This window comes from Psychrobacter sp. Cmf 22.2 (assembly GCF_001921745.1).
Taxonomy (GTDB): Bacteria; Pseudomonadota; Gammaproteobacteria; order Pseudomonadales; family Moraxellaceae; genus Psychrobacter.
Genome location: NZ_MRYA01000002.1, coordinates 347,447 through 370,103, shown reverse-complemented (window position 1 = coordinate 370,103; position 22,657 = coordinate 347,447). Strand labels below are relative to the sequence as shown.

16 protein-coding genes and 1 other RNA gene are annotated in these 22,657 nt (G+C 43.2%); 7 read left to right on the top strand and 10 right to left on the bottom strand.

What is annotated here, in order from left to right:
• Window positions 1–38 precede the first annotated feature (38 nt).
• The 7 genes from gloB to ffs form a co-directional block, all read right to left on the bottom strand.
• Window positions 39–818: a hydroxyacylglutathione hydrolase gene (gloB, locus tag BTV98_RS05735; protein WP_058368866.1), complete on the bottom strand. Its 780-nt coding sequence runs from the start codon at window positions 816–818 to the stop codon at window positions 39–41.
• Between the two features lie 93 nt (window positions 819–911).
• On the bottom strand, window positions 912–2,744 hold the full coding sequence (locus tag BTV98_RS05730; RefSeq protein ID WP_058368867.1) for an extracellular solute-binding protein: 1,833 nt from the start codon (window positions 2,742–2,744) through the stop codon (window positions 912–914).
• A gap of 238 nt (window positions 2,745–2,982) precedes the next feature.
• A complete protein-coding gene (gene serC / locus BTV98_RS05725) occupies window positions 2,983–4,092 on the bottom strand; it encodes a 3-phosphoserine/phosphohydroxythreonine transaminase (RefSeq protein ID WP_058368869.1) in 1,110 nt (369 codons plus the stop codon).
• 169 nt (window positions 4,093–4,261) lie between these two features.
• Window positions 4,262–5,182, bottom strand: coding sequence for a hypothetical protein (locus BTV98_RS05720; protein WP_058368870.1), 921 nt, complete (start codon window positions 5,180–5,182; stop codon window positions 4,262–4,264).
• A gap of 123 nt (window positions 5,183–5,305) precedes the next feature.
• Window positions 5,306–8,338, bottom strand: a complete 3,033-nt coding sequence (locus tag BTV98_RS05715; protein WP_075103113.1) for a M48 family metalloprotease — start codon at window positions 8,336–8,338, stop codon at window positions 5,306–5,308.
• 50 nt (window positions 8,339–8,388) lie between these two features.
• A complete protein-coding gene (locus BTV98_RS05710) occupies window positions 8,389–8,985 on the bottom strand; it encodes a LemA family protein (RefSeq protein WP_058368872.1) in 597 nt (198 codons plus the stop codon).
• 207 nt (window positions 8,986–9,192) lie between these two features.
• Window positions 9,193–9,289: signal recognition particle sRNA small type (gene ffs, locus BTV98_RS05705), an RNA gene on the bottom strand.
• Between the two features lie 359 nt (window positions 9,290–9,648).
• Between ffs and BTV98_RS05700 the strand changes: the two genes are divergently transcribed.
• A complete protein-coding gene (locus tag BTV98_RS05700; RefSeq protein WP_075103112.1) occupies window positions 9,649–10,365 on the top strand; it encodes an SIMPL domain-containing protein in 717 nt (238 codons plus the stop codon).
• A 135-nt stretch (window positions 10,366–10,500) separates the two neighbouring features.
• Here the strand turns inward: BTV98_RS05700 and BTV98_RS05695 are convergent, their stop codons facing one another.
• The gene (locus BTV98_RS05695; RefSeq protein ID WP_256713846.1) at window positions 10,501–11,232 is read right to left on the bottom strand and encodes a DUF4124 domain-containing protein; all 732 of its coding nucleotides are present in this window, start codon (window positions 11,230–11,232) and stop codon (window positions 10,501–10,503) included.
• 295 nt (window positions 11,233–11,527) lie between these two features.
• Window positions 11,528–12,937, bottom strand: coding sequence for a type I glutamate--ammonia ligase (gene glnA / locus BTV98_RS05690; protein ID WP_075103110.1), 1,410 nt, complete (start codon window positions 12,935–12,937; stop codon window positions 11,528–11,530).
• 740 nt (window positions 12,938–13,677) lie between these two features.
• On the opposite strand from glnA, the gene BTV98_RS05685 reads away from it, so the two are divergent.
• The 5 genes from BTV98_RS05685 (at window position 13,678) to BTV98_RS05665 (ending at window position 18,022) form a co-directional block, all read left to right on the top strand.
• On the top strand, window positions 13,678–14,301 hold the full coding sequence (locus tag BTV98_RS05685; protein WP_075103109.1) for an aminodeoxychorismate/anthranilate synthase component II: 624 nt from the start codon (window positions 13,678–13,680) through the stop codon (window positions 14,299–14,301).
• A gap of 104 nt (window positions 14,302–14,405) precedes the next feature.
• Window positions 14,406–15,542 carry an anthranilate phosphoribosyltransferase gene (gene trpD, locus BTV98_RS05680; RefSeq protein ID WP_075103108.1) on the top strand — a complete coding sequence of 379 codons (1,137 nt, stop codon included), beginning with the start codon at window positions 14,406–14,408 and terminating at the stop codon, window positions 15,540–15,542.
• Window positions 15,543–15,589: 47 nt separating this feature from the next.
• The gene (gene trpC / locus BTV98_RS05675; RefSeq protein WP_075103107.1) at window positions 15,590–16,459 is read left to right on the top strand and encodes an indole-3-glycerol phosphate synthase TrpC; all 870 of its coding nucleotides are present in this window, start codon (window positions 15,590–15,592) and stop codon (window positions 16,457–16,459) included.
• A gap of 79 nt (window positions 16,460–16,538) precedes the next feature.
• Window positions 16,539–17,270 (top strand): Smr/MutS family protein, encoded by a 732-nt coding sequence (locus BTV98_RS05670; protein ID WP_075103106.1) that lies wholly within the window; start codon window positions 16,539–16,541, stop codon window positions 17,268–17,270.
• Between the two features lie 119 nt (window positions 17,271–17,389).
• Complete coding sequence (locus BTV98_RS05665; RefSeq protein ID WP_075103105.1) at window positions 17,390–18,022, top strand: DNA-3-methyladenine glycosylase; 633 nt, start codon at window positions 17,390–17,392, stop codon at window positions 18,020–18,022.
• A 66-nt stretch (window positions 18,023–18,088) separates the two neighbouring features.
• Here BTV98_RS05665 and BTV98_RS05660 read toward each other — a convergent pair whose 3' ends face one another.
• Entirely contained in the window at window positions 18,089–19,975 is a 1,887-nt protein-coding gene (locus tag BTV98_RS05660; protein WP_256713845.1) for a mechanosensitive ion channel family protein, read from the bottom strand.
• A gap of 461 nt (window positions 19,976–20,436) precedes the next feature.
• On the opposite strand from BTV98_RS05660, the gene BTV98_RS05655 reads away from it, so the two are divergent.
• On the top strand, window positions 20,437–22,374 hold the full coding sequence (locus tag BTV98_RS05655; protein ID WP_075103103.1) for a TonB-dependent receptor: 1,938 nt from the start codon (window positions 20,437–20,439) through the stop codon (window positions 22,372–22,374).
• Window positions 22,375–22,657 lie beyond the last annotated feature (283 nt).

Here is a 22,657-nt window from a genome sequence, read left to right as displayed (position 1 = left end):
CTCATTTGAAAAATTGAATTGAGGACATGCCCTAGAATTTAAAAGTTATTTTTCAGCTCACGTAACGCGGCAAATACCGTCAGCGACTTATCATCATCAATAGCCATCTTAGCTTTGACGCCTGCAATCACACTCGGCTCTTGCGTGCGCAAAAACACATTGATTGCGCGCTCATGTTCTAGAGTGACTGGCAATGTCGGGATACCTTGGGCGGTTTTCTCTTCAGCTTGCGCCAATGCTTGCTGCATTGCTTCATTAGCAGGCTCAATAGATAGGCCAAAGCGCAGATTGCTGGCGGTATATTCATGAGCTGGATACAATAATGTCTCTGCTGGCAAGCCATTTAAACGCTTAAAGCTCTCATGCAACTGCTCAATCGTCCCCGTAAATACACGTCCACAGCCCGCACTAAATAAGGTATCACCGCAAAAGCAATGTTTACTACCATCGATATCTAATATATAAGCCATATGACTGGCCGTATGACCTGAGACATCCCATACTTGCGCGGAGCAGCCCCAAGCACTTACCGTACTACCATCTTTAATAGTTTGGTCTTCATCTACCGTATGCTCACTATGTGCGACCAGATGCGTCATCGGATAAGACTCTTGTAACTCTGCAACGCCGCCGATATGGTCATGGTGATGATGCGTAGTCCAAATAGACGTAAGCTCCAGCTCATTGTCTTCTAAGTAGGTAATGACAGGTTCAGCTTGACCGGGATCAATAACGATGGCTTGCTTGTTACCCTCGTTAATGAGCGTCCAAATATAGTTATCATTAAACGCTTTAATCGGGTGAATACGAATACTCATATCAAATCCTTACCAGTAGTTATAGGTGTTGCTTATGTTTTTATTCAAATCTTGAGAGTAGCTATTTTTTGATGAAAAATTAAAAACCATCGTTTATTTTCTTAAGTATTTGTTGACGCGTGCTTCGGCTTCTTTATTAACCCACCAATAATCGATACCGACAGCATTAGTTGGTAGCTTTTGGGTATGGCGATACTGATCCCAATAGGCCACATTGGTACCAGATTTGCCATATAGGGGCACTACATAATGTCCCCCGCGTAGTAGACGATCTAGCACCTGAGTGTATAAAACAATCTCGTCGCGATTTTCAGCATTTGCAAGTGCAGCTGTTATCTCATCAATGACTGTGTTTTTAATACCGACTGTATTTCTATTGCCAGGTTGATCAGCCGCCGCACTACCCCAAAATGCCGCTTGCTCAGCGCCAGGCGATAAACTCTGCGCAAATACATCGACCACCATATCATAATCAAAGCGGCGCATTCGCTCGTAATATTGCGGCCCATCCACTTGCCGTAGAGTCGCATCAAATCCCAAACGTTTTAAATTACGAATATAAGGCAATAAAACACGCCCCATGGTCTCGCCTGTCATCAAAATCTCAATTTGAGCAAGCTTGCCATCAGGCTGATATAACTTCATATCGTCATAATAAAACCCAGCATCGAGCAAAAGCTTACGCGCCTTTAATAACGCTTCACGATTAAAGCCGCTACCATCACTGGTGGGCAGTTGCCACTCTGCTAATACCGCTCTACGTTGAATTGGTTCAAGCTTAGGTAATAAAGGCGCTAGCACCTGCACCTCAGCAGTAGATGGCGTACCAGTAGCGGCAAGCTCTGAGCCATGAAAGAAGCTTTGCAAGCGTTCATACTGCCCATGAAATAATGTCTTATTCATCCATTCAAAGTCATAAGCTGCGGTTAATGCTTGACGCACGCGAATATCTTGAAAAAGTGGTCGGCGCATATTCATAACCAGTGCCTGCATCGGTACGGGATTCTGACTGCTGATGCTTTCTTTGTGAATAAGGCCTGCTTTTACTGCTGGGAAGTTGTAACCGGTTGCCCAATTAGAAGCTTTGTTTTCCGGGCGAAAGCGATATTGACCAGATTTGAAACCCTCAAAAGCAATTTCATCACTTTGATAATACACAAACTTAATCATATCAAAGTTATAACGACCGCGATTGACCATCAAATCACGCCCCCAATAATTGGGATCACGTACATAGCTGACTGAACGTCCGGCATCGACGCGTCCAAGCTTATAAGGTCCACTACCCATCAATGGCGTTAAGCTAATTTTTTCAAAATCAACATCAATAGAAGACTTGGCAAAAATCGGAAACTGCCCGACTGTTAATAGAATCTCTTTATTGTCATCAGAAGCAAAGACAAACTTCACTCGTTGCTTATCAATAATTTCAATATGTTTAATATCGCCCAAATAACTGCGGATATACATCGGCCCTTTATTCAGTATCGCATCATAAGTGGCTTTGACATCGTGACTGGTGACAGGTGACCCATCCCAAAAGCGCGCGGCTGGATTGATATGATAGATAATCCAGCTGGTATCCTCAGGGTCGTAGGTCACCTTACTTGCCAGCTGCGGATACATGGTAAAGGCTTCATTTAGTGAGCCTGTCATCAAAGTATCATATAAATAGTCAGTACCAATCATTGCTACACCCGTGGTCATCCATTTATTGGCTGCATTAAAGGTACCACGCGCATCAAGCGACAATGTCCCCCCTGTCGGCGCATTTGGATTGGCATAAGGCATGTATGGCGCGTCAATATACTTAGTCGGGCTATTATGACCAAGCGCGGTAGTGGTGATTGGCACCGCAATACTGGCTGGTATCCAGCTCATAGTGGTGATGAGTAAGACGGCTTTTAGCATGGCATTTTTTATCATCATGACCTTGTAACTACCCTCTAAACTCAATCAATTTAACTAATGAAAACTTAAATACTGACTGCAAAATAGCCATGTCGCGAGATTTTATCATAACAAACTTCAGTTTTTTAACCTAATGGTTTGCATTATTAAGTAGGTGCTATGAGGCTTTATTCATCCACAAAGAATGTTAATTTTCATAAAAAAAAAGACGCAACTCAATAAAGCTGCGTCTTTTTTTAGAAACTGTACTGATTTAAGCGTGCTTTTTTTCAAATGCGATCATAAAGTCAACCAATTGCTGTACCCAATCTAGCGACACCGCATTATAGATACTGGCACGCATACCGCCCACATCACGGTGACCTTTTAAGTTCATTAAGCCTGCAGCCTCTGACTCTTCTAAGAACACTTTATCAAGGCTATCGTCTGCTAACGTAAACGGCACATTCATGATAGAGCGATATTTAGGTTCAACTGGATTACTGTAGAAGCTGCTGTCATCGATTGTTTTATATAGCAAATTCGCTTTTTGCTGATTCACTTTATAAATAGCCTCAACGCCGCCCCGCTCTTCTAACCAATCAAATACCAACCCTGCCAAATACCAAGAGTACGTCGCTGGCGTGTTTGACATCGACTCTTTTTCAGCCTGATGCTCGTAGTTCATGAGCAGCGGGCACCACTCACTTGCCTGCCCCAATAAATCTTCACGAATAATCACAATAATCAGTCCCGCTGGACCGATGTTTTTCTGTGCGCCAGCGTAAATCATGCCAAACTTAGATACATTAATTGGCTGTGACAAAATGCAAGAAGACATGTCGGCGATAATCGGCGCATCAACTTGTGGCGGCTCAAATATCTGTAGACCATGAATGGTTTCATTGGCGCAGTAGTGGAAGTACGCAGCATCTTCGCTTAGGTTCCAATCGCTTTGAGCCGGCACATTAGTAAAATTGCTGTCTTTACCGGTAGCGACCTCATTAACCTCACCAAGACCCAGTTTGGCATAGCGCTTGGCTTCTTTGACTGCTTTACCTGACCATGCACCGGTAGTCAGATAGTCACCGCGCCCACCATTTAATAAGTTTAATGGTATCGCTGAAAACTGTAAGCTGGCACCGCCTTGTAAAAATAGCACCTTATAGTTATCTGGAATATCCATTAACGAGCGCAATTTAGCTTCGGCTTTTTCAGTAATCGTGACATATTCTTTACTACGGTGACTTACTTCCATGACCGACATACCGCGCCCCTGCCAATCAAGCAGCTCACTTTGCGCACGCTCAAGCACTGCGGTCGGTATCGTAGCGGGTCCCGCTGAAAAATTAGGTACACGGTTAGGAGCGGCTTTACTGGTCATAATCAATATCCTAAATATGATGAAGTCATCGTGGTTATGTAAGTTTTAATAGCTAAGTTCTAAAAGCCAAGTTTTCGAACTGCAGCTTTAAAACCCCTTAAGGTAAGTCTTATCTCTATTTTATTCTTAATCGCTATGTTCAATAGCTATTGCAGCAAGCCATCAGCCTTTAACTCTGACTCGACAGCAGCTTCCACAATTGAAGCTTTAGGTTACTATCAGCGAGCATCTCATCCAAGGTGGGTACTGCAGTAAGTTTAGGATGGTGAAGACCTTCAGGCAGTGCGGTTAGTGACATTACTTTTATTTCTTCAGTGCGCCCAATCTTAAACACATATCCAGCAAGGCTAGCATTGGCAAGCTCGGCAGTATCCATACCCTCACATATCGGAAATGAGGTTGTCTCGCAAGTGATTGACAATGCTTGCGTGATATTTTGCCATAGCTTTTCGCTGTCATTGTTGAGTGCTTGGATATCAACCAGAATTACCCAATCGCCATAGCGACCACCTTGTAGATCAAATGGTGCTACCTTTTTAAGGCTATTATCATTATTGGTTTCGGCAATATTATTCTGATTGATAGATGGAGTGGCTGTCGTTGTTACGGTGTCTATTAAAGGGGCAACCGCTTGCTCAACGTTTTGTGGTATTTGTTGCAAGCTATCTTGAGAGTCGCTATTGCTTGGAGAGTTCGATGCATGGCTTGTCGTACTGTCAAAACTATAGCTTACTGGGCTTTGCTCATTGGCATGCTCGTTAATATCTTGAACGTCATTATAACTCTGAATATCACCATAATCGCTAGCAGGCGTATTTTCTGTATCCAGTATAGAGTCTGCTGATTCATTGTCTAAAGAGTTATTATTTAAACGCGCCACGACTTCTGCTTCAACGCTTGGTTGTGCAATATTTTGGTTAGAGGCGCTTTGATTAGATAAGTCAAATTGACTTTCAGCCGCCTCAATATCCGTAATATTGAGCGTCGCTGAATTCGGCTGTACCCATTGCTCAATACCCATCATCGCTAGGATTTGGCGCTGCTGCATACGGCGCTGCAATACAATTAGCGGTTCTTGGATATCACTCATGTGTCTCTATTACCTTGCTCATTTTGTTTGAATCATTTAAAGATGTGCTGATCAGTTTGACAGCTTAACCAAAGTATTCATCATAGCTGCTGAATGACTTCTGAGGTGTCAACTAAACTGCATTCAAAAAAGCTCGCGAACGCCTAGCCATCGCTCTGCGAGTACCATCAAGCAGTCGTATTCATCCTGACTGATTATCGTATCGTGTAACATGACGGTATGCAATGTACTTAGCCATTGTCGATACTCATTATAGTCTATTTGACGGCTTTCCTGTTGTCTCTCTGGATAATTCTCTTTCCCCTGATCCTCTATTATAGAGTCCGTAGCAATAGATGCAGGATGGGCAGGCACAGCATTAATAATAGCCAGCAGTTGAACACTATTTAGACTTTGGGCAGTTAATAATAACCACTGCAAGTTGGCATCACTGATCATGGTTAAATCAATATCAATCAAGCGCGCATGGCGGCGCAAATCGACGATATAATGCGCAACGCTGTCGTTATTATAGCCGAGCCCTGACACATGTACTGAGCTATGTGACGGCGATATCATCTGACCTTTGACATCTTTCGATAGCCGGTATGCAAGCAACGTCACTATGGCTCTCTTAGCCAAATTAAGGCCATTAAATACCTGACCTGAAGGATCAAGCTGAGCACATATATCACTCACATCCCTCTGTAATAGCGGTTGCCATTCAGCCTGTGTGTCTCCATCATTATCGTTTAAAATTTCGGAAAATATCGGCAGTAATTGCTGTAAATGCAGTGCTTGCCATAACGATAGGATTGGTGAAGCTTGCTGCGCTAAAATTGATATTGAAGCACTTTTTAAATGAGTCGGTACTGACTGAACATTACCCATTAAATCTTTTTCATCTGATAGGTTATCAGAAAAACTTTTGGTCAGATCAGCTGATAGCTGTTTTCCAAACAACTCAAGCATGCCTTGTTGATAGCGCAACAGCATCGTACGACATTTTTGCTGCTTTACATAGTGTTGATGTGCTTGGTTACTATGACTGGTTTCGCTTTTTAGACGTAATTGATTAATGGTGCTTTCTGATAGATCATACTGGCTGAGTTGCTTGATAGCGAATGCCATCAAAGCACTGTCTAAACGTCTATCAAGATTTGCAATTAGCTCTAACAATTTATGGTCTAGCGTATGCGCTAAAACTTGAGGGTTACTGAAAGTACCAGGCTTCATCTTAGTATTGATATCAGCATTAGTGTCAGCAGCAAATATCCTATCGTTTGGAAGCCCAATCCAAATATCTTTTAAATCATACATGCCAGTCGTAGATATTGCCTGTCCTTGATGGCACAGCATGATGGCTTCTATTAATGCCTGCGTTCCTAATGGGTGATGACTGTGATTGAGCACATGCTGTGGTAGTGTCACTTTATTTATATCGTCAATACTAATCAAAGCTGCTGATGGCAAATCGCTGTCAGGTTTTGCCATCCATGGTTTTAACAGCTGATAAGTACCAATATCTTCTGCCTGTACCTGCAAACGCCCATCAACAACCAAATCTTCCTCTATGACAAACTCAAGACCTACATCTGTTTCCAATTTACTGCTAGGTTCATTCGCAGAAAAAGCTGAAACTTCATTGTCAGTCATATCATTAGGATTTTCGATGAAATTATTATCAACAACATGATTAACACATGTTGATTGAGCTTTGGATATATAAGATTGGGGTGTGATTGCTTCTTGGTTATTGCTTAGGCTATTTTCTTTTATTGCTCCCCAATCACCAAGGCGACGCTGCTCATATATCTCTTTTATTTTTTGCTGGTTTATGCGCTTCTCTCTTGCGACCTGAACGGCAAAGTCATGATAAGCATTGGCATTAATGGCACTCATGCGCTCGCTTAAGCTAGGATGCGTAGCAAACCACGAAACATCACCTAAGTCCGCCCCACTACTGGCAAAAAAGAAATGACTCAGCCCGTTGATATCAGCGATATTTGATAGACGCGAACCAAGCGAATCTTGATGAATGGCTTTTAAAGTTTCGATAATTGCAGGCGAGCGTGTCAGCTGCACGCTGGTCGCATCAGCGAGCAATTCACGCTGACGGTTAAAGCTATGCTTAATCAGCTGCGCACTTGCCATACTCGAAAAACTCAACCCATGTAACAACAATGTCCAAACACTGCGCGGTGCTTGCCGATCAATCACAGGTCTATTCTCTAGCCATCGTGACTGACTCTTTGCTGATGACTGCTGGCTCTGTGACTGTCTGTGCGATTGAGATTGCCAGTATGCTACCCAATCGCTATGGCTTGTAAAGCTTGCTGTTTGCGCCTCAGTGCTGCGTGCACGACTATCGATTGCGCTTTGTGACAAAGGCGTGTCTCGATTAACAGCACTATTAAAAGAGCTATCAATCGAGCTATCGAAATAACTCTGCTGCCGCCTATAGCTAGAGGCGTTATTACTGATAGGATCGCTCCAGTCATAGACTATCTGCAAGCCTGCCAGTACCACCATCAGCTGCAAATTGAACGTCGCATCACCATGCAGGATATGACCATATTCATGACCTATCAGCCCATATAACCCCTCATCAGAAAGCTTATCAAGTGCACCTTGGGTGACGACTAACACCATATCCTGACTATGACGACCCGCGACAAAGCCATTGATGCCTTGCTCATCAGGCAGCACATAAAGAATTGGCATACTTAGACCAGAAGCAATAGCCAACTGCTGGGCAATCTCATAATAACGCCGATAGACAGGCGGAAAATCACGCTCATTACGTACCGCTATATGACGAGCACTAAAACGAACCTTTGAAACAGATTCGTGCTGATGGGCGACTCCGTGGCTGTGCTCCCAAGCGTCCTGACTGTTATCGATAAACAAACGCACGGCACCCACGCGCTGGGCAATAGCACGACCACCAGTCTTTAAACGGCGATACTCTAAAAAGCTACCACCAATAAAGCTAGCCAACGTCCAAACAATGACCAGTACCAGTGCCCAATAATACACACCACCAGTAAATAGGGTAAGCAGCAGCGTCATTACCCCAAGCGCCACTACTATATGTGCAAATACGATAAGAAAAAACAGCCCGTAGAGCCACAGGCTGCGCTGAGTACGTGTCCGCTGTTCACCAAAAAAATCCATCTATATGCCTGACTTAAAGATAGCTAAACGCATCTGAATATAATGAAACATCAGCCCATATTGACGACAGGTGCTTTAGCAATGGCCTTTCTATCTTCAAACACTAAAGGACTGAGCGGACGAAAACTAAAAGTACTACTGACAAGGTTATTTGGGAACACTTCGCGGTCATTATTGTAAAACATCACGCTATCATTATAATGCTGACGGGCAAAGCCTATACGGTTCTCTGTATTGGTCAGCTCATCCATCAGCTCTTTAATCATACTGTCCGCTTTTAACTCAGGATACGCTTCCACCACAGCTGAGAATTGCCCCAATGCTTTGGACAGCATACTTTCTGCTTTGGCAAATAGCGCCATATGCTCAAGCGAGTCTGGTTGATGCTTACTAGAGTCTTGTAGGCTTTGGGCATGATTCCGCGCACTAATCACGCGAGTTAGCGTTTCTTCTTCATGGGTCAAATAACGCTTGGCAACCTCTACTAAGTTTGGAATCAGATCATGACGGCGCTTTAGCTGCACATCTATCTGTGCAAAGCCATTCTTCGCTTGGTTGCGCGCCCGCACCAACTTGTTGAATATCGACACGCCAAAAACAACAATCAGCACCAAAATAATAATAAATAGCCAAACCAGTGTTTTCATAAATAAGCCTCAAAGCATTCCATACTTATATCAGTTTTGATAAATTTTTATATACTATATCTTAACCTATCTTAATCAATGAAACGCTAGAATCAGACGAAATGCAGGCACAAAAAAAGCCCTTTACAATGAAGGGCTTACTAAATTTGCTAGCGTTTTTTAGCACGCTTTGGGCATTTTACTCAAATTACAGGCAAAAAAAAGCGACTCCATCAGCACATCCTCGGCACACATTGAATCTACTACCGTTGCTACCTTCCGGTCCTGGCGGGATTCGTAGTACAATGTTGCGAGGCTACCAATGGAGCCACCAGAGAAGATTATACAAGAATTTTTTAGTATTACAACCCCTATCTTAAAACCTCTTATTACGCAGTATGATTAACTGCGAGGTTTAGTGACAAAATCTTTACAAGGACTCGTCTAAATTTTGCTATTTTAATTAGTGACGCTAAAAAGACCAGTTATTCTTTAATAAAACAAAATACAGACTGATAGCTTTTTAGGTATATTCTCATTTTGACAATATTTAATCAAAATTATCTATTTTTAGTTCGTTTAGATAAGCAGCGATTAGATTAGTGACTCACCCAAGTCATAAACAAAAGCCTTTATTTAAAGGTGATATATGTCAATGTTATCCACTTTACTTAGGAGATTATTATGAAAACCACTTTGCTTAATAAGATGGCTTTAACCACAGGAACCGCTTGCCTACTAACCGCTATGATGAGCGGCGCACACGCAGAACCCACAGGCTATAACCAACTTACCTTCCAAACAGAAGTCAAAGAAGAGATACAAAACGATGAAGTGCGCGCTAGTATGTATAAAAAGGCGCAGGCAACCAACGCCAAAACACTAGCGACGACCCTCAATACTTCAATCAATAATGCTATGAAAATTGCTAAACGCTATCCTAGTGTGACGGTCAGTACAGGCCAGCAGCGCACCTACCCTCGTTATGATAAAAACGATAAAATCATCGGCTGGACAGGACAAGCGAGTATCGACCTAAAAAGTACCGACTTCACGGCGACTAGCCAGCTTATTGCAGATTTGCAAGAAACTTTAGTCATGGATAACCTAAGTTTTGGCGTGTCTGAGACTAAAAAAGATGCGCTAGAGCAAAAACTGATGACCGATGCTTCTCGAGCCTTTCAAAATCAAGCTAAAAACCTAACACGCGCTTGGGATGCTCGCGGCTATCGTGTGGTCAATGTCAATCTGAATACGGGAAACAATTATCCTCGTCCAATGTATAGTGGCATGCGTGTGAGAGCGGAAGCTGCAGATGCCTCAGTACCAAGTCAAAACTTTGAGTCAGGTAATAGCACTATTTCTGTGACAGCAAATGGCACCATTGAGCTTACTAAATAATTGGGTTAAGCTCATTTAGTGTCAGTTAATTAAAAATAATCCATTAAATAAAAACTAGGGGCAGTCACTTATCACAGTGACTGCCCCTTTTTCAAAGTTCTAAAAACCAAATAGTTTAGGGTCTGTTGAACATTCCTATCTCTTGGTAAAGGCATCATTGGTAACAGGTTGACTGCTCTCTACCTTTTGCAAATAACTGTCCTTTTGGCGCAGTTTTAGTAGCATCTTCTTACGCCACGGCAAGCGCTCATAAGCGAGCATTTGCATAGCAACCTTCTTCTTATTTTGCAAAATTACAGTGTTCTGAATCACATAGACAGTGCGCTCAATTTGGCTGAGCGTCCGTCCTGCTTTGTTTTTAATAATAGCTTGAATACTATGCGTCCCTGGTAAAATATCTACCGTCGCAATTGAAACACTAAGTCCTTGCGCCACTTCGTTACCATCTAAATAAATACCGACACTATCGCCATCTTGTAGAGCAGGTCTAAGCTCTAGTTTGACATCGATACTCTGTGCAGGACGCCTATACGCACGCGCCTCACTTGGCTCTAACATCGTTAACTGGTAATTGATCTGTGAAAATTTTGTACTATTAGAAGCCGCTTGCTGCAAGACTAAGGGAGCAACTGCCTGAGAAGATGTTGCAGACGTACCTTTGAAGTTTGTATCTGAGCGGTTATTGGCATTATTATTAGCCGTAACATTGGTCACGACATCAGTTTGGCTGACTTGTTTATCGGTCTGTTGCTCATAACTTTGAGGACGATCTGTAAAGGTCACATGTCCTGTTTGCTCATCAACTACCTTATAGATCGGCGTAGCGTTTGCAATAGATATAGGCAAAATGGCCGTAATCATAGCCATACCGCACAGCATCCCTATCCTTAAACTAGTTTTAGAAGAACTCTTTTTTGAGAAAATCCGTTTCGTTACTAGTGTCATAATGTGCCAACCTACTATATGTCTATTATTGATATATAAAACCATTATGCGGGATTTTTGCTGTTAAATCAGCACCGATTTAATAAAAGCGCTATGTTTCATATTACCGCTCTTACTGCACTTTAATAGAAAACGCCGTTTACGCAAACCAAAAAAGCCAGTCAAGATTGACTTGACTGGCTCCTTTATAAAACTCATATTAAGTATTGACGATAGATTAGCAGCTGTAATACAGATCGAATTCTACTGGATGCACTGTGACATTAACGCGTTGCACTTCCTCTTCTTTTAGCGCGATGAACGCTTCAAGCATATCTTCAGTGAAGACATCGCCTTTTAATAAGAACTCGTGATCATCACGTAAAGCTTGTAGTGCCACGTCTAAGCTCTCTGCAACTGTTGGAATTTGTGCTTCTTCTTCTGGCGGCAAATCATACAAGTTTTTGTCAGCAGCATCGCCTGGGTGCATCTTGTTTTGAATACCGTCAAGACCAGCCATTAGTAGCGCGGCAAAAGTTAGATATGGGTTAGCCGCTGGATCAGGGAAGCGTGCTTCGACGCGTACCGCTTTTGGACTGCTCACGTGCGGAATACGAATAGACGCTGAGCGGTTAGACGCTGAATAAGCAAGCTTGATAGGTGCTTCGTAATGCGGCACAAGGCGCTTATAGCTGTTCGTTGATGGGTTGGTAATTGCATTCAATGCACGAGCGTGCTTGATGATACCACCAACAAAGTACAATGCTGTCTCAGACAGACCAGCATACTCATCACCAGAGAATGTGTTTACGCCGTCCTTTGAGATTGACATATGAACGTGCATACCTGAACCATTGTCACCAACGATTGGTTTTGGCATAAAGGTTGCTGTTTTACCAAACTGGTGCGCCACGTTATGGACAACATATTTCAACTGCTGAACTTCATCCGCTTTACGTACCATGGTGTTGAATGCAACACCAATCTCAGACTGGCAAGAAGCCACTTCATGATGATGAACTTCTACGCGGCCTTCACCAACGATTTCTTCGATGCGTTCACACATCACAGAACGCATATCATGCGAGCTATCGATTGGTGGGACTGGGAAATAGCCGCCTTTGACGCGTGGACGATGCGCCATGTTGCCCCACTCGTACGTCTCATTGGTTGACCAAGCCGCTTCTTCAGCGGTAATTTTATGGCTCACACCTGACATCTCAATCGACCATTTTACATCGTCAAAAACAAAAAACTCAGGCTCAGGACCGAAGTAAGCGGTGTCACCAATACCAGTCGACTTTAAGTACTCTTCAGCGCGGCGTGCGATAGAGCGTGGATCGCGATCATAGCCTTGTAGCGTTGAGGGCTCAATAATATCGCAAGTCACAACGACAGTCACTGCATCAAAAAACGGATCAACAAAAGCGGTCTCTGGATCAGGGCGCAAGATCATATCTGACGCTTCGATACCTTTCCAGCCTGCGATGGATGAGCCGTCGAACATTTTGCCATCTTCCATCACCTCTTCGTCAACGCTATGCGCTGGAAAGCTGATGTGCTGCTCTTTACCGCGAGTATCGGTAAAGCGAAAATCCACCCATTTCGCATTTGAGGATTCGATAAGATCTAATAATTTATTGGACATGAATAGTCTCCCTTATAGTGGTCATGTTGTTACGTTTATTGTTCAATTCTAAGATGCGACATTTACTATTATATTTAAGTGTTGGTTTAGATTTATGATGGTAGTAATGCTCAACCATTCTCCTCTATCACTCATAAGCTCATACAATGCTGGCGCTATTTTAGCAATATCTATTCAATAATGCTGGACAGTTATAACATCTTAAGGAGCTTATCCGCTAGATTTTAACCTTAAACTTACAATAAGGAATGATAGGATATAAATTTATACCAGCATCATGTTACAAATATAGGGGTGCAAAGCTTGTGCCAAACTTATTTTTTGATAACGATTTAAACTTGCTTTTGGCCTCTAAGCCGTAATAAACATAGGATAGTTCTAAAAACACGATATACACTGTACAAACCAGTTTTAACAGACCAATCTTATAATATGCACAACGATGAAAAGCTCTAACGCAGTATTTGCACCAAATTAGTGCTTTATATCTTGAATTGCCGCAAAATAGTGCGTAATAATTTTATTTTCATATAAAGTATGGATTGTTCTAAAAGATGTGTTTGTCATAAGGTATAAGAATTGCAAAAATAACCAACTGCTATATGTGACGTTTGATACCCAGCAAAATAGTGGTAAGATATTCAGCCTCTATAAAACATGCTAATTGTCTGCATATATAACAGTAAAAGGTATAATAGTAGAGCATTTATAAAACATCACACCAACAGGTTGAAACCAGAATGATTCTAATGATCGATAACTACGACAGCTTTACGTACAATATTGTACAGTACTTCGGTGAATTGCAGCAGGACATCACCGTCTGGCGTAACGATCAAGCCACTATTGAACAAATAAAAACGCTGGCGCCTGACGTCATCGTCATTGGCCCTGGTCCATGCGATCCAGATCGTGCCGGTATCTCCTTAGATGTTATTGACACTTTTAAAGGTGTTATTCCTATCTTGGGTATATGTCTAGGTCATCAGGCCATTGGTCAAGCATTTGGTGGTCAAGTGGTCAAAGCTGGCGAAGTGATGCACGGACGTTTATCCGCTGTTTATCATACGAATAAAGGTATTTTTACAGAACTACCTAACCCTTCACAAGTTACGCGCTACCACTCTCTTGTCGTTGATAAAGCCAGCTTACCTGATTGCTTAGAAGTAACCGCTTGGACGCAAAATGCGGATGGTAGCATTGAGGAGATCATGGGCATACGGCATAATACCTTTGCCATCGAAGGGGTACAATTCCATCCTGAGTCTATCTTAAGTGAAGCAGGATATCAGCTGCTTAATAACTTTTTACAGACCCATAATTTGGCCGTATTGTCTGTAGATGAGTTGCCACAAGTAGGATAACTGTTGTGTGTGCCCTTATATGAAGCCTATATTAAAAAGATAAGTCAACGCGCGCAAAAAACCAATTAAAAATACGATAAAAGATAATAAGAAGTGAGACTTTAATGACTATTGATCAATTACAAGAAGACTATAAACCAGCCGCTGATATACCAAGTTATATCGCACAGCTATCAGATGAAGAAACGCACAAACTACTAACCACTGCGCTGGCTAGAATATTTCAGCACATTGATCTGACATTTGATGAGATGTATAAAGTCATGCTGATTATCATGCAAGGCAGATGTAGCGATGCCATGATGGGCGCTATCTTGACGGGCCTGCGCATGAAAGGCGAATCCATCGACGAGATTACCGCATCAGCCAGTGCCATGCGAGCCTTAGCTGCTAATATAGAACCAAAAAACTGCGATTATTTGGTCGATATCGTCGGTACTGGCGGTGATGGGGCCAACTTATTTAACGTCTCTACCGCCTCAGCCTTGGTCGCAGCCGCAGCAGGCGCGCAAGTGGCAAAACATGGTAACCGCGGTGTGTCTACCAAGTCTGGTAGCTCAGATTTACTCGAGCAGGCTGGTATTAGTTTGGCTCTCACCCCCGATCAAGCCAAACAATGCATAGAAAACGAAGGGGTTGGCTTTTTGTTTGCACCCAATCATCACAGCGCCATGCGTTATGCCAACCCAGTACGCCGCGAGCTAAAAGCGCGGACGATATTTAATATCTTAGGGCCTTTGACCAACCCTGCCAGCGTACCCAATCTGGTGATTGGCGTCTTTACTGCCGAGCTATGTGAGCCTATCGCTAAAGTGATGAAAAACTTAGGCGCGCGTCACGTCATGGTAGTCGGTGCAAAAGATGGCTTAGATGAGATCAGCCTTGCCACTTCTACAACCGTCGCTGAGCTAAAAGACGGTAACATAACGGTTTATGAGATGATGCCAGAAGATGCCGGTGTCGAGTCGCAAACCCTCATCGGTCTTGATGTAGACTCACCAATGCAAAGTCTTGAGCTGATACGCGCTGCCCTATCAGGTACAGACACCCACGACCGTGCAGTACTTAAAGCGCGAGACATGATTGCGCTAAACGCAGGCGCTGCTATATACACGGCAGGACTTGCCAGCAACTATCCAAATGGTGTTAGCCGTGCACAAAAGGTGATACAAAATGGTGACGCCTTAACCAAACTTGAGTCTTTAGCGCAATATACCCAAAAGCTTGCTGCTAGCGCATAATTTAAACATCATTGCCCATTTACCTTTAACGATAACTGGATACGAGCATGACCCATACAGACATACCTTCAGTATTACAGCGGATTGTCGCGACCAAGCAAATCGAGGTAAAAGCGGCTCGTCAAGCGCTATCTCTTGTAGACTTGCAGGCACAAGTAGCGGCTGATACGCGTCCGCGTCGCGGCTTTGCTCAGGCATTGCGCGCGGCCAGCACTAGCGAGAGTGGTATCGGCATCATCGCTGAAATCAAAAAGGCCTCCCCTTCTAAAGGCATCATCAATCATAACTTTGCCCCAGCATTATTTGCCCAGCAATATGAGCAGGCAGGGGCTAGCTGCTTGTCTGTCCTCACCGATCGCGATTATTTCCAAGGAGATGACAGCTACCTTATTGCCGCTGCCAATGCCGTAAGCCTACCGATACTACGCAAAGACTTTATGATCGATGTGTACCAAATTTATCAATCCTACTTGATGGGTGCTGACTGCATACTACTCATTATGGCCTGCCTTGATGATGAGCAAGCACAGGAGCTGCATGCACTCAGTATCGAGCTGGGTCTGGATGTATTGATTGAGGTACACACCAAAACCGAGCTGGAGCGCGCGCTCCAGCTACCGCGCTCAGCGCACAATATCTACGGCATTAATAACCGTGATCTCAACACTTTCGATGTCGACTTGCAAACCACACTCGATCTAAAAAACATCTTAATTGACGCATTGACAGCTGATACTGATAATACTGCGCAAAAAGCCCTTATCGTCACTGAAAGCGGCATTCATAGCAGCGCTGATATTCGTCTGATGCTAGATAACGGCATCCAGCATTTTTTAATCGGTGAGCAGTTTATGAAAACCGACCATCCTGGACAAGCGTTACAATCCTTACTTGCAGGCACCGCTACAGACGAGTAAAGTAACGAAAAACGCCCATTATATATATTGTATAAACGATCAAATCAACTTTTCATCAACCAACGATACATTAAATTTTATGTCAAACTCTCTATTTTCAAAAGAAATGCAGGACCAACTCAAAGAGCTAAAAGGCCAACTGAGTAAAGGACGCGATACCAACTCGCCTGAAGGTGAAAACCAAAAGCCGACGGAACCTGTGTCACTGCCAACGCAAAAGCAGGTCAAAAAAACCGTCAAACAACTAGACAGTGAACATATCGATGATGATAAAGTGCTGTTTATGCAAGCGATGCACGGTGTAAATCAGCTTGAAGACAAAAATGTACGCTCTCCTGTTAAAAGCAATAAATCTGGCAAACCTGACGCCACGACTTTATCAAAACGTGCCGCCGCGCAAGGCAGTAATAGCGATGACCTAGGTGCAGGCTTGTCAGATATGCAAGCATTGCTCAACCCTGTCGCAAGCGAAGCCTATTTGTCTTATAAACAACCTACCTTACAAAATAAGATTTTTGATCAACTTAAAAAAGGTAAGCTTCGCTGGTATGACGCAGTAGATATTCATGGCTGCACCATCGAAGAAGCACGCGAAGCGATGACCCAGCTACTTAGCCAAGCCAAGCAAAAAAACGAAACCATGGTAAAAATCGTCCATGGTAAAGGCTCTGAGGCTATTTTAAAAACTTGTGTGAATGGCTGGCTACGTCAGCTGCCAGAAGTATTGGCCTTCTGCTCTGCTCCGCCAAAAGACGGCGGTAATGGTGCGGTACTAGTACTGCTAAAAAAGCCTAAAGGCGATGGTGAATAAACCTTAGGGTAAAGCAAAAAAAAGACTGCCGATAAGCAGTCTTTTTTTATACAAATACATTGCGTATTTTTTTAAAGCGTGTTGCACTTTTTGTTGGATCTAAATAAAGTGAATCAATCATGAATATACAAACCCTTAACACTCCTGAACAGCTAACCACACATATCAATGCTTTGATAGCTATCGAGCCAAGATTTGCGCCTGTCTATGAGCAAGTTGGCGTACCAAGTCTCAGGCATAATGCTGGCGGCTTTGAGCAACTGATGCGGGCGGTGGTCGGTCAGCAGCTATCCGTAGCGGCTGCAGCCAGCATTTGGCAACGATTGGACGATGCAGACTTGACCACTCCTAGCATGATTCAGCACGCAAGCAATGACGCGCTCAGAGCCCAAGGCTTATCTAAACAAAAGACCCGCTATGTCCGATCCTTGGTGGCGCACGATATAGACTTTGCGGCACTAGAAACCATGCCAAATGAAGCAGTAATAAAAGCGTTGACAGCCGTGACAGGCATCGGACGCTGGACGGCTGAGATGTATTTGCTGTTTTCTCTAAAACGCGCTGATGTCCTCGCTGTCGATGATTTGGCGATTAAAGTTGCCGCGATGACACTATTGAATCTGCCTGAGCGACCTACGCCAAAACAGTTAGACACGCTAACAAAAGACTGGTCACCGCACCGTAGCGCTGCCAGTCTTTTGCTTTGGTCGTATTACGGGTTGCTGCGTAATAAAACGGCTATCCCGTTATAAAGCTGATGACTTATATTTATAACATAAAATATTTATAGCGCCATAAACAATAGCGCCAACTCTACTTTAAGGCTGGTTCCATATAGAAAGACTAAAGTTCTTTTTAGCATGCTTAAATTTACGCTTTGCTAAAGCGAAATTTTTGTTTTTATGAGCCTTTTTAGCCTCAGCTTTTTTAGCTTTTCTTTTTTGTTTCGCCGCTGCTTCAGCATTTTTAGTATGGCTGACACCTTTATCTAAATCGATGGCATCCTTTTTCTTGTCATTATCAGTAGTAGTATGAACCTCACTATTATCGTCGATGCTAGCGTTTGTCGTATCCTCTCCTGATGTATCTGAACTACGGTTACTATCGGTTTTCTGACTATCAACATCACTGTTAAATTCTTGATGATGTTCAATCTCCGCCTGATTGACAATCAGCTGCTGCGTTGGCAGCGCATGCTCGACTTTATACTTTGCTACCTCATTGAGCACATCAACGAACACGACGTTTTGCTTATCATAGAATTCCATCACATCGTTGGCGTTGATATACGCTTGCAGCTGAATCACGTAGCAATCTTGGCGCAGTTCTAAGATATTGACTTGATTCCATTCTTGGTTGGTTAAGTAATGCTCATTTAAAAACTCGTCCAAGTCTTTGACCATTTTAAAGACCACTTCGATATCAGCAGTACGCTTAAGATACAACTGATGATAAAAGCGGAACATATCACGAGAGGTAAAGTTTTCAATTTGCATGGATGAAAAATCACCGTTTGGCACGGTCACAATGGTTCGTGATAGCGTACGTACGCGCGATGAGCGAATACCGATATCAATTACCGTACCTTCATAGGTGCCAAACTTACAATAATCACCTATCCGCACTGGCGAATCCGCCACGACGACCACACTACCGACGAGATTTTCGATCGTCTTTTGCGCACCAAGTGCTAACGCTAAACCACCAACACCCAATGCGGCAATACCAGTTGTCAAATCAAACCCTAAATTGCCAAAAATGACAATCACTGCAAAGATGAGCAGCAAGGCTTTGACGACTTTTCGCAATAGTCCTAAGATAGAGACACGTTCAGTATAGTTTTTCTTATAGCTTAGGTTGACCGCACGAGTAAAGATTGCATCGATCACTCGTAGCAGCAACCACGTTATTGCAAGCCAAGAAGCGATTTCAGTAAAACGGTTAACGGGTTCCCGTAGCGTTACCGACACGCCTGCATAGACCATCACCTCTGACAAGATCAATGCCATGATGACAACAGCCAGTGGCAAGATAACTTTGTCCGGTACAGGTAACGGGGTGTTGCGTACACGTGGGTAAACGATTTTTAGTAAATGATACAGTAGCCAAACCACGATATAAGTCAGCACAAAGCTACTAATAATCATAGTAAGCGCCGCGACCAAATCAGCCATTTGATAGCCAAATAGCTTCTTATCTTCTAGTGATTCAATCGTGTAGCGAGATACCAAAGTAGGCTCTGTATTTTCTAATACTTCTGGTACAGAGCTTAGCGTCTCAGTAGAAAACTGCCAATACTGCTCACCTTGCTTGGACACAACTCTTTCAAGTAATAATGGCACACTTTTTTCGCCAATACTGATATTACCCACGTTTTCTTGGCTTGGTGGCAGCTGATCGGTTAAGTTACCTTCAGGCGTATTATTGATTTGCAAGTCAGGCTGAAAGCGTCCACCAGCATCAAGCGCTTGCTTAAACTCGCGTACCGCCGTCGTTGGATTATCAGATTTGGACAAATTAAGATAATTACTTGCCAGGAGATAATCGTTTTCGCCCAGTGCACTGATAAACCCTTGTACTGTATGACGCGGTGTATCGCGTCCAAATGAATCTGGCAATGTTTGACGTACGGTCTCTTCACTACTACCATTACTGACACCAAGCGCACCGGGCTCAGCAGCATTGACGCTATGAGGCAACATCATGCTAAGTATCATAAAGGCTAGAAGTATAATGACCATTAATGGCATCTTGATCAATGACATTAATAGAGATAAAGCAGTATTAGAACTCACATCGCGCTTAATAAACAAAACCAACCTCTTAACTCTAGTAGTAGTACAACTGACAATAGGCAATGAACAATATCTGCCGCTATCATAACAATTATTCATAAAAGTAGTGGGTTTGATTGCAGGTTTTTATAGTAATTTATACTTTTAATTCTCATTTTCACCTTATCACTATCGTCTGCTAAGAACTCATATAAATAGCGTCAAAGTATTTGCATGAACTTCTTGCAGTTTATAGTGAAAACCATTCACCTTACCGTGAAGAAACATTAGGTTAAAATAGTTTATAAAGTAGTAACTTTTATAGATAATGAGCGCTGCTCCAACCATTTGACAGTTTTGGTAATTTTGGTTTGATAACTTTTGGATAATTTATGACTTTTTTGCGTTCATCTTCGACGACCTATCTTCGCCTAAGCGTTTTAAGCGCGCTTGGTTTACTTGCAGTTAATACTGCAACGGCGGCCACCTCTGAAAACACTTCCATCAACGATAGCAATCTGCCACAAGTTGAGCTTGATGAGATCGTCGTGACTGCTACCCGTACGCCGACCAAGACCAGTAACGTCATCGCCCAAACCCGTGTGATCGATAGCGAGACGCTACAGCGTTATCAGGGTCAGACCGTGGTCGATGTATTAAAGAATCAGCCTGGTATTAATATCACACAAAGTGGCGGCATGGGCACAGCCAGTAATTTTTATATGCGCGGCTTTGATAGCAAGCAGGTCTTGGTTATTATCGATGGGATACGTTATGGCTCTATCTCTTTAGGTAGTCCATCTCTGAACTTGTTGGCCGCAGACCAAATCGACCGCATCGAAGTTTTGTATGGTGCGTCAGGCTCTAGCATCTACGGCTCTGACGCCATGGGCGGCGTTATCCAGGTTTTTACCAAAGGCAATAACGTAGAGCAATCCAATGTTTCTACAACTGTGGGTTATGGTAGTAACAATCACTACCAAGTCGGCATCACAGGTCAACTGAAAAATGACACGTCATCCTTGAGCTTGGGTGTCAGTCGTAACGAAACAGATGGCTTTAACGCCATTGCCAATAGCAGCTCGGCTGACTATAACACGGACGATGATGGCTTTAAATCTACCAATGCCAGTCTAGCATTGCAGCATAAGCTATCAGACTCGCTAAGCGCGGGAATAAGTGCCTTGTATACCGACTCTACCACTGATATTGACTCAGCAGGCAACGTCTTTCCAAATGCTTATTCAGACCAAAAAAACGGCAGTGCCAATGCTTATCTTCAATACAAAACGCCTTTAACAGTCAGCAAACTTAGCTATGGTCAAAGTATCGACAAATCGACTACTCATGACGCCAATTCTATTGATTATCAAAAAGGCAGTCAGTACGACACCACCCAAGAGCAAGCACGTTTAGAGACCAGTATCAACGCGCAACCTGGTACTGTGATTGTTGGCGCAGAATGGTTGTCACAACAGCTAGACGCCTCAGATGTTTTAGATTTTTCAGGTTATCCTGATCCAGCTGTGCAAACCCCTTATAACCCTGAGGACAGAACGGTCAAAAGTGCCTTTGTTGGTTATCAGCTGGCAGACACTTATTATGACGTGCAAGCCAACTACCGCGTGGATGACAACTCGCAGTATGGTCATGAAAGCACCTACAATCTAGGAGCGGCGATACGCCCGTTGGCTGGCATGCGAATCGGTGCCAACTATGCGACCGGATTTCGCGCACCAACCTTTAATGATTTATACTGGCCTGGTTTTAGCAACCCCAACCTAAAACCCGAAAGAACAGAGAACATTGAAGTATTTGTTGAATACGTAAATGATGCCCAAACGTCACGATTGACAGGCTATTACACCGATGCAGAAGACCTGATTTCTAGTGCAGCAAATATCAGTGAAGCGAAAATCAAGGGGTTGAGCCTGACCTCCGACTGGAATATGAATGCCTTTATATTTGGTCTCGGTTATGACTACTTGGATGCCAAAGACAAAACGGCAAATAGCGCAAGCTATAATCAACAGCTTGCCTATCGCCCTAAAAACAGCGGCATGGTTTATGTGGGCTATCAGCAACCGATGTTCGATGTTCGCCTCGAAGCCAAACATACCGATGATAGGTTGACAGCGGAAAACAATAAACTTGATAGCTATACCCTGCTTAATTTGAGCGGCGCGGTTTATATCACTCCTAATCTTCGTGCCAACTTGCGAGTAGACAATATTACTGATGAGGATTATACCCTCGCCAGCCAATTCGGTAATGAATACGCCACAGAAGGCACCAGCTACTTCGGCTCACTTACCTACGATTGGTACTAATAATACTGGTACTAAGCTCATTGAACGTCTATTAAAGCTTAAGTTATAAATAATCAAGGCCATCGATGGATGGCCTTGATTATTTATAACTTAAGCACTTACGATTTTCCGCAGCCAATAGGTGACAATCGCAGGCTCATCTATTACAATAACCCTCCCGAGAGGTGTTGCGCCATAATAGTTGATTATTACATTGAAGCTCTAGGGCTTTGCAAATCAGACATTATGTTAGGCTCGGTGAACTGTGAATGACCTTTATTTGGTCATTGACAGCATAAACAAC

Coding starts and splice junctions, on each gene's coding strand:
- gloB (WP_058368866.1), bottom strand. CDS start 818: ATGAGTATTCGTATTCACCCGATTAAAGCGTTTAATGATAACTATATT.
- BTV98_RS05730 (WP_058368867.1), bottom strand. CDS start 2,744: ATGATAAAAAATGCCATGCTAAAAGCCGTCTTACTCATCACCACTATG.
- serC (WP_058368869.1), bottom strand. CDS start 4,092: ATGACCAGTAAAGCCGCTCCTAACCGTGTACCTAATTTTTCAGCGGGA.
- BTV98_RS05720 (WP_058368870.1), bottom strand. CDS start 5,182: ATGAGTGATATCCAAGAACCGCTAATTGTATTGCAGCGCCGTATGCAG.
- BTV98_RS05715 (WP_075103113.1), bottom strand. CDS start 8,338: ATGGATTTTTTTGGTGAACAGCGGACACGTACTCAGCGCAGCCTGTGG.
- BTV98_RS05710 (WP_058368872.1), bottom strand. CDS start 8,985: ATGAAAACACTGGTTTGGCTATTTATTATTATTTTGGTGCTGATTGTT.
- BTV98_RS05700 (WP_075103112.1), top strand. CDS start 9,649: ATGAAAACCACTTTGCTTAATAAGATGGCTTTAACCACAGGAACCGCT.
- BTV98_RS05695 (WP_256713846.1), bottom strand. CDS start 11,232: ATGGCTATGATTACGGCCATTTTGCCTATATCTATTGCAAACGCTACG.
- glnA (WP_075103110.1), bottom strand. CDS start 12,937: ATGTCCAATAAATTATTAGATCTTATCGAATCCTCAAATGCGAAATGG.
- BTV98_RS05685 (WP_075103109.1), top strand. CDS start 13,678: ATGATTCTAATGATCGATAACTACGACAGCTTTACGTACAATATTGTA.
- trpD (WP_075103108.1), top strand. CDS start 14,406: ATGACTATTGATCAATTACAAGAAGACTATAAACCAGCCGCTGATATA.
- trpC (WP_075103107.1), top strand. CDS start 15,590: ATGACCCATACAGACATACCTTCAGTATTACAGCGGATTGTCGCGACC.
- BTV98_RS05670 (WP_075103106.1), top strand. CDS start 16,539: ATGTCAAACTCTCTATTTTCAAAAGAAATGCAGGACCAACTCAAAGAG.
- BTV98_RS05665 (WP_075103105.1), top strand. CDS start 17,390: ATGAATATACAAACCCTTAACACTCCTGAACAGCTAACCACACATATC.
- BTV98_RS05660 (WP_256713845.1), bottom strand. CDS start 19,975: ATGATGTTGCCTCATAGCGTCAATGCTGCTGAGCCCGGTGCGCTTGGT.
- BTV98_RS05655 (WP_075103103.1), top strand. CDS start 20,437: ATGACTTTTTTGCGTTCATCTTCGACGACCTATCTTCGCCTAAGCGTT.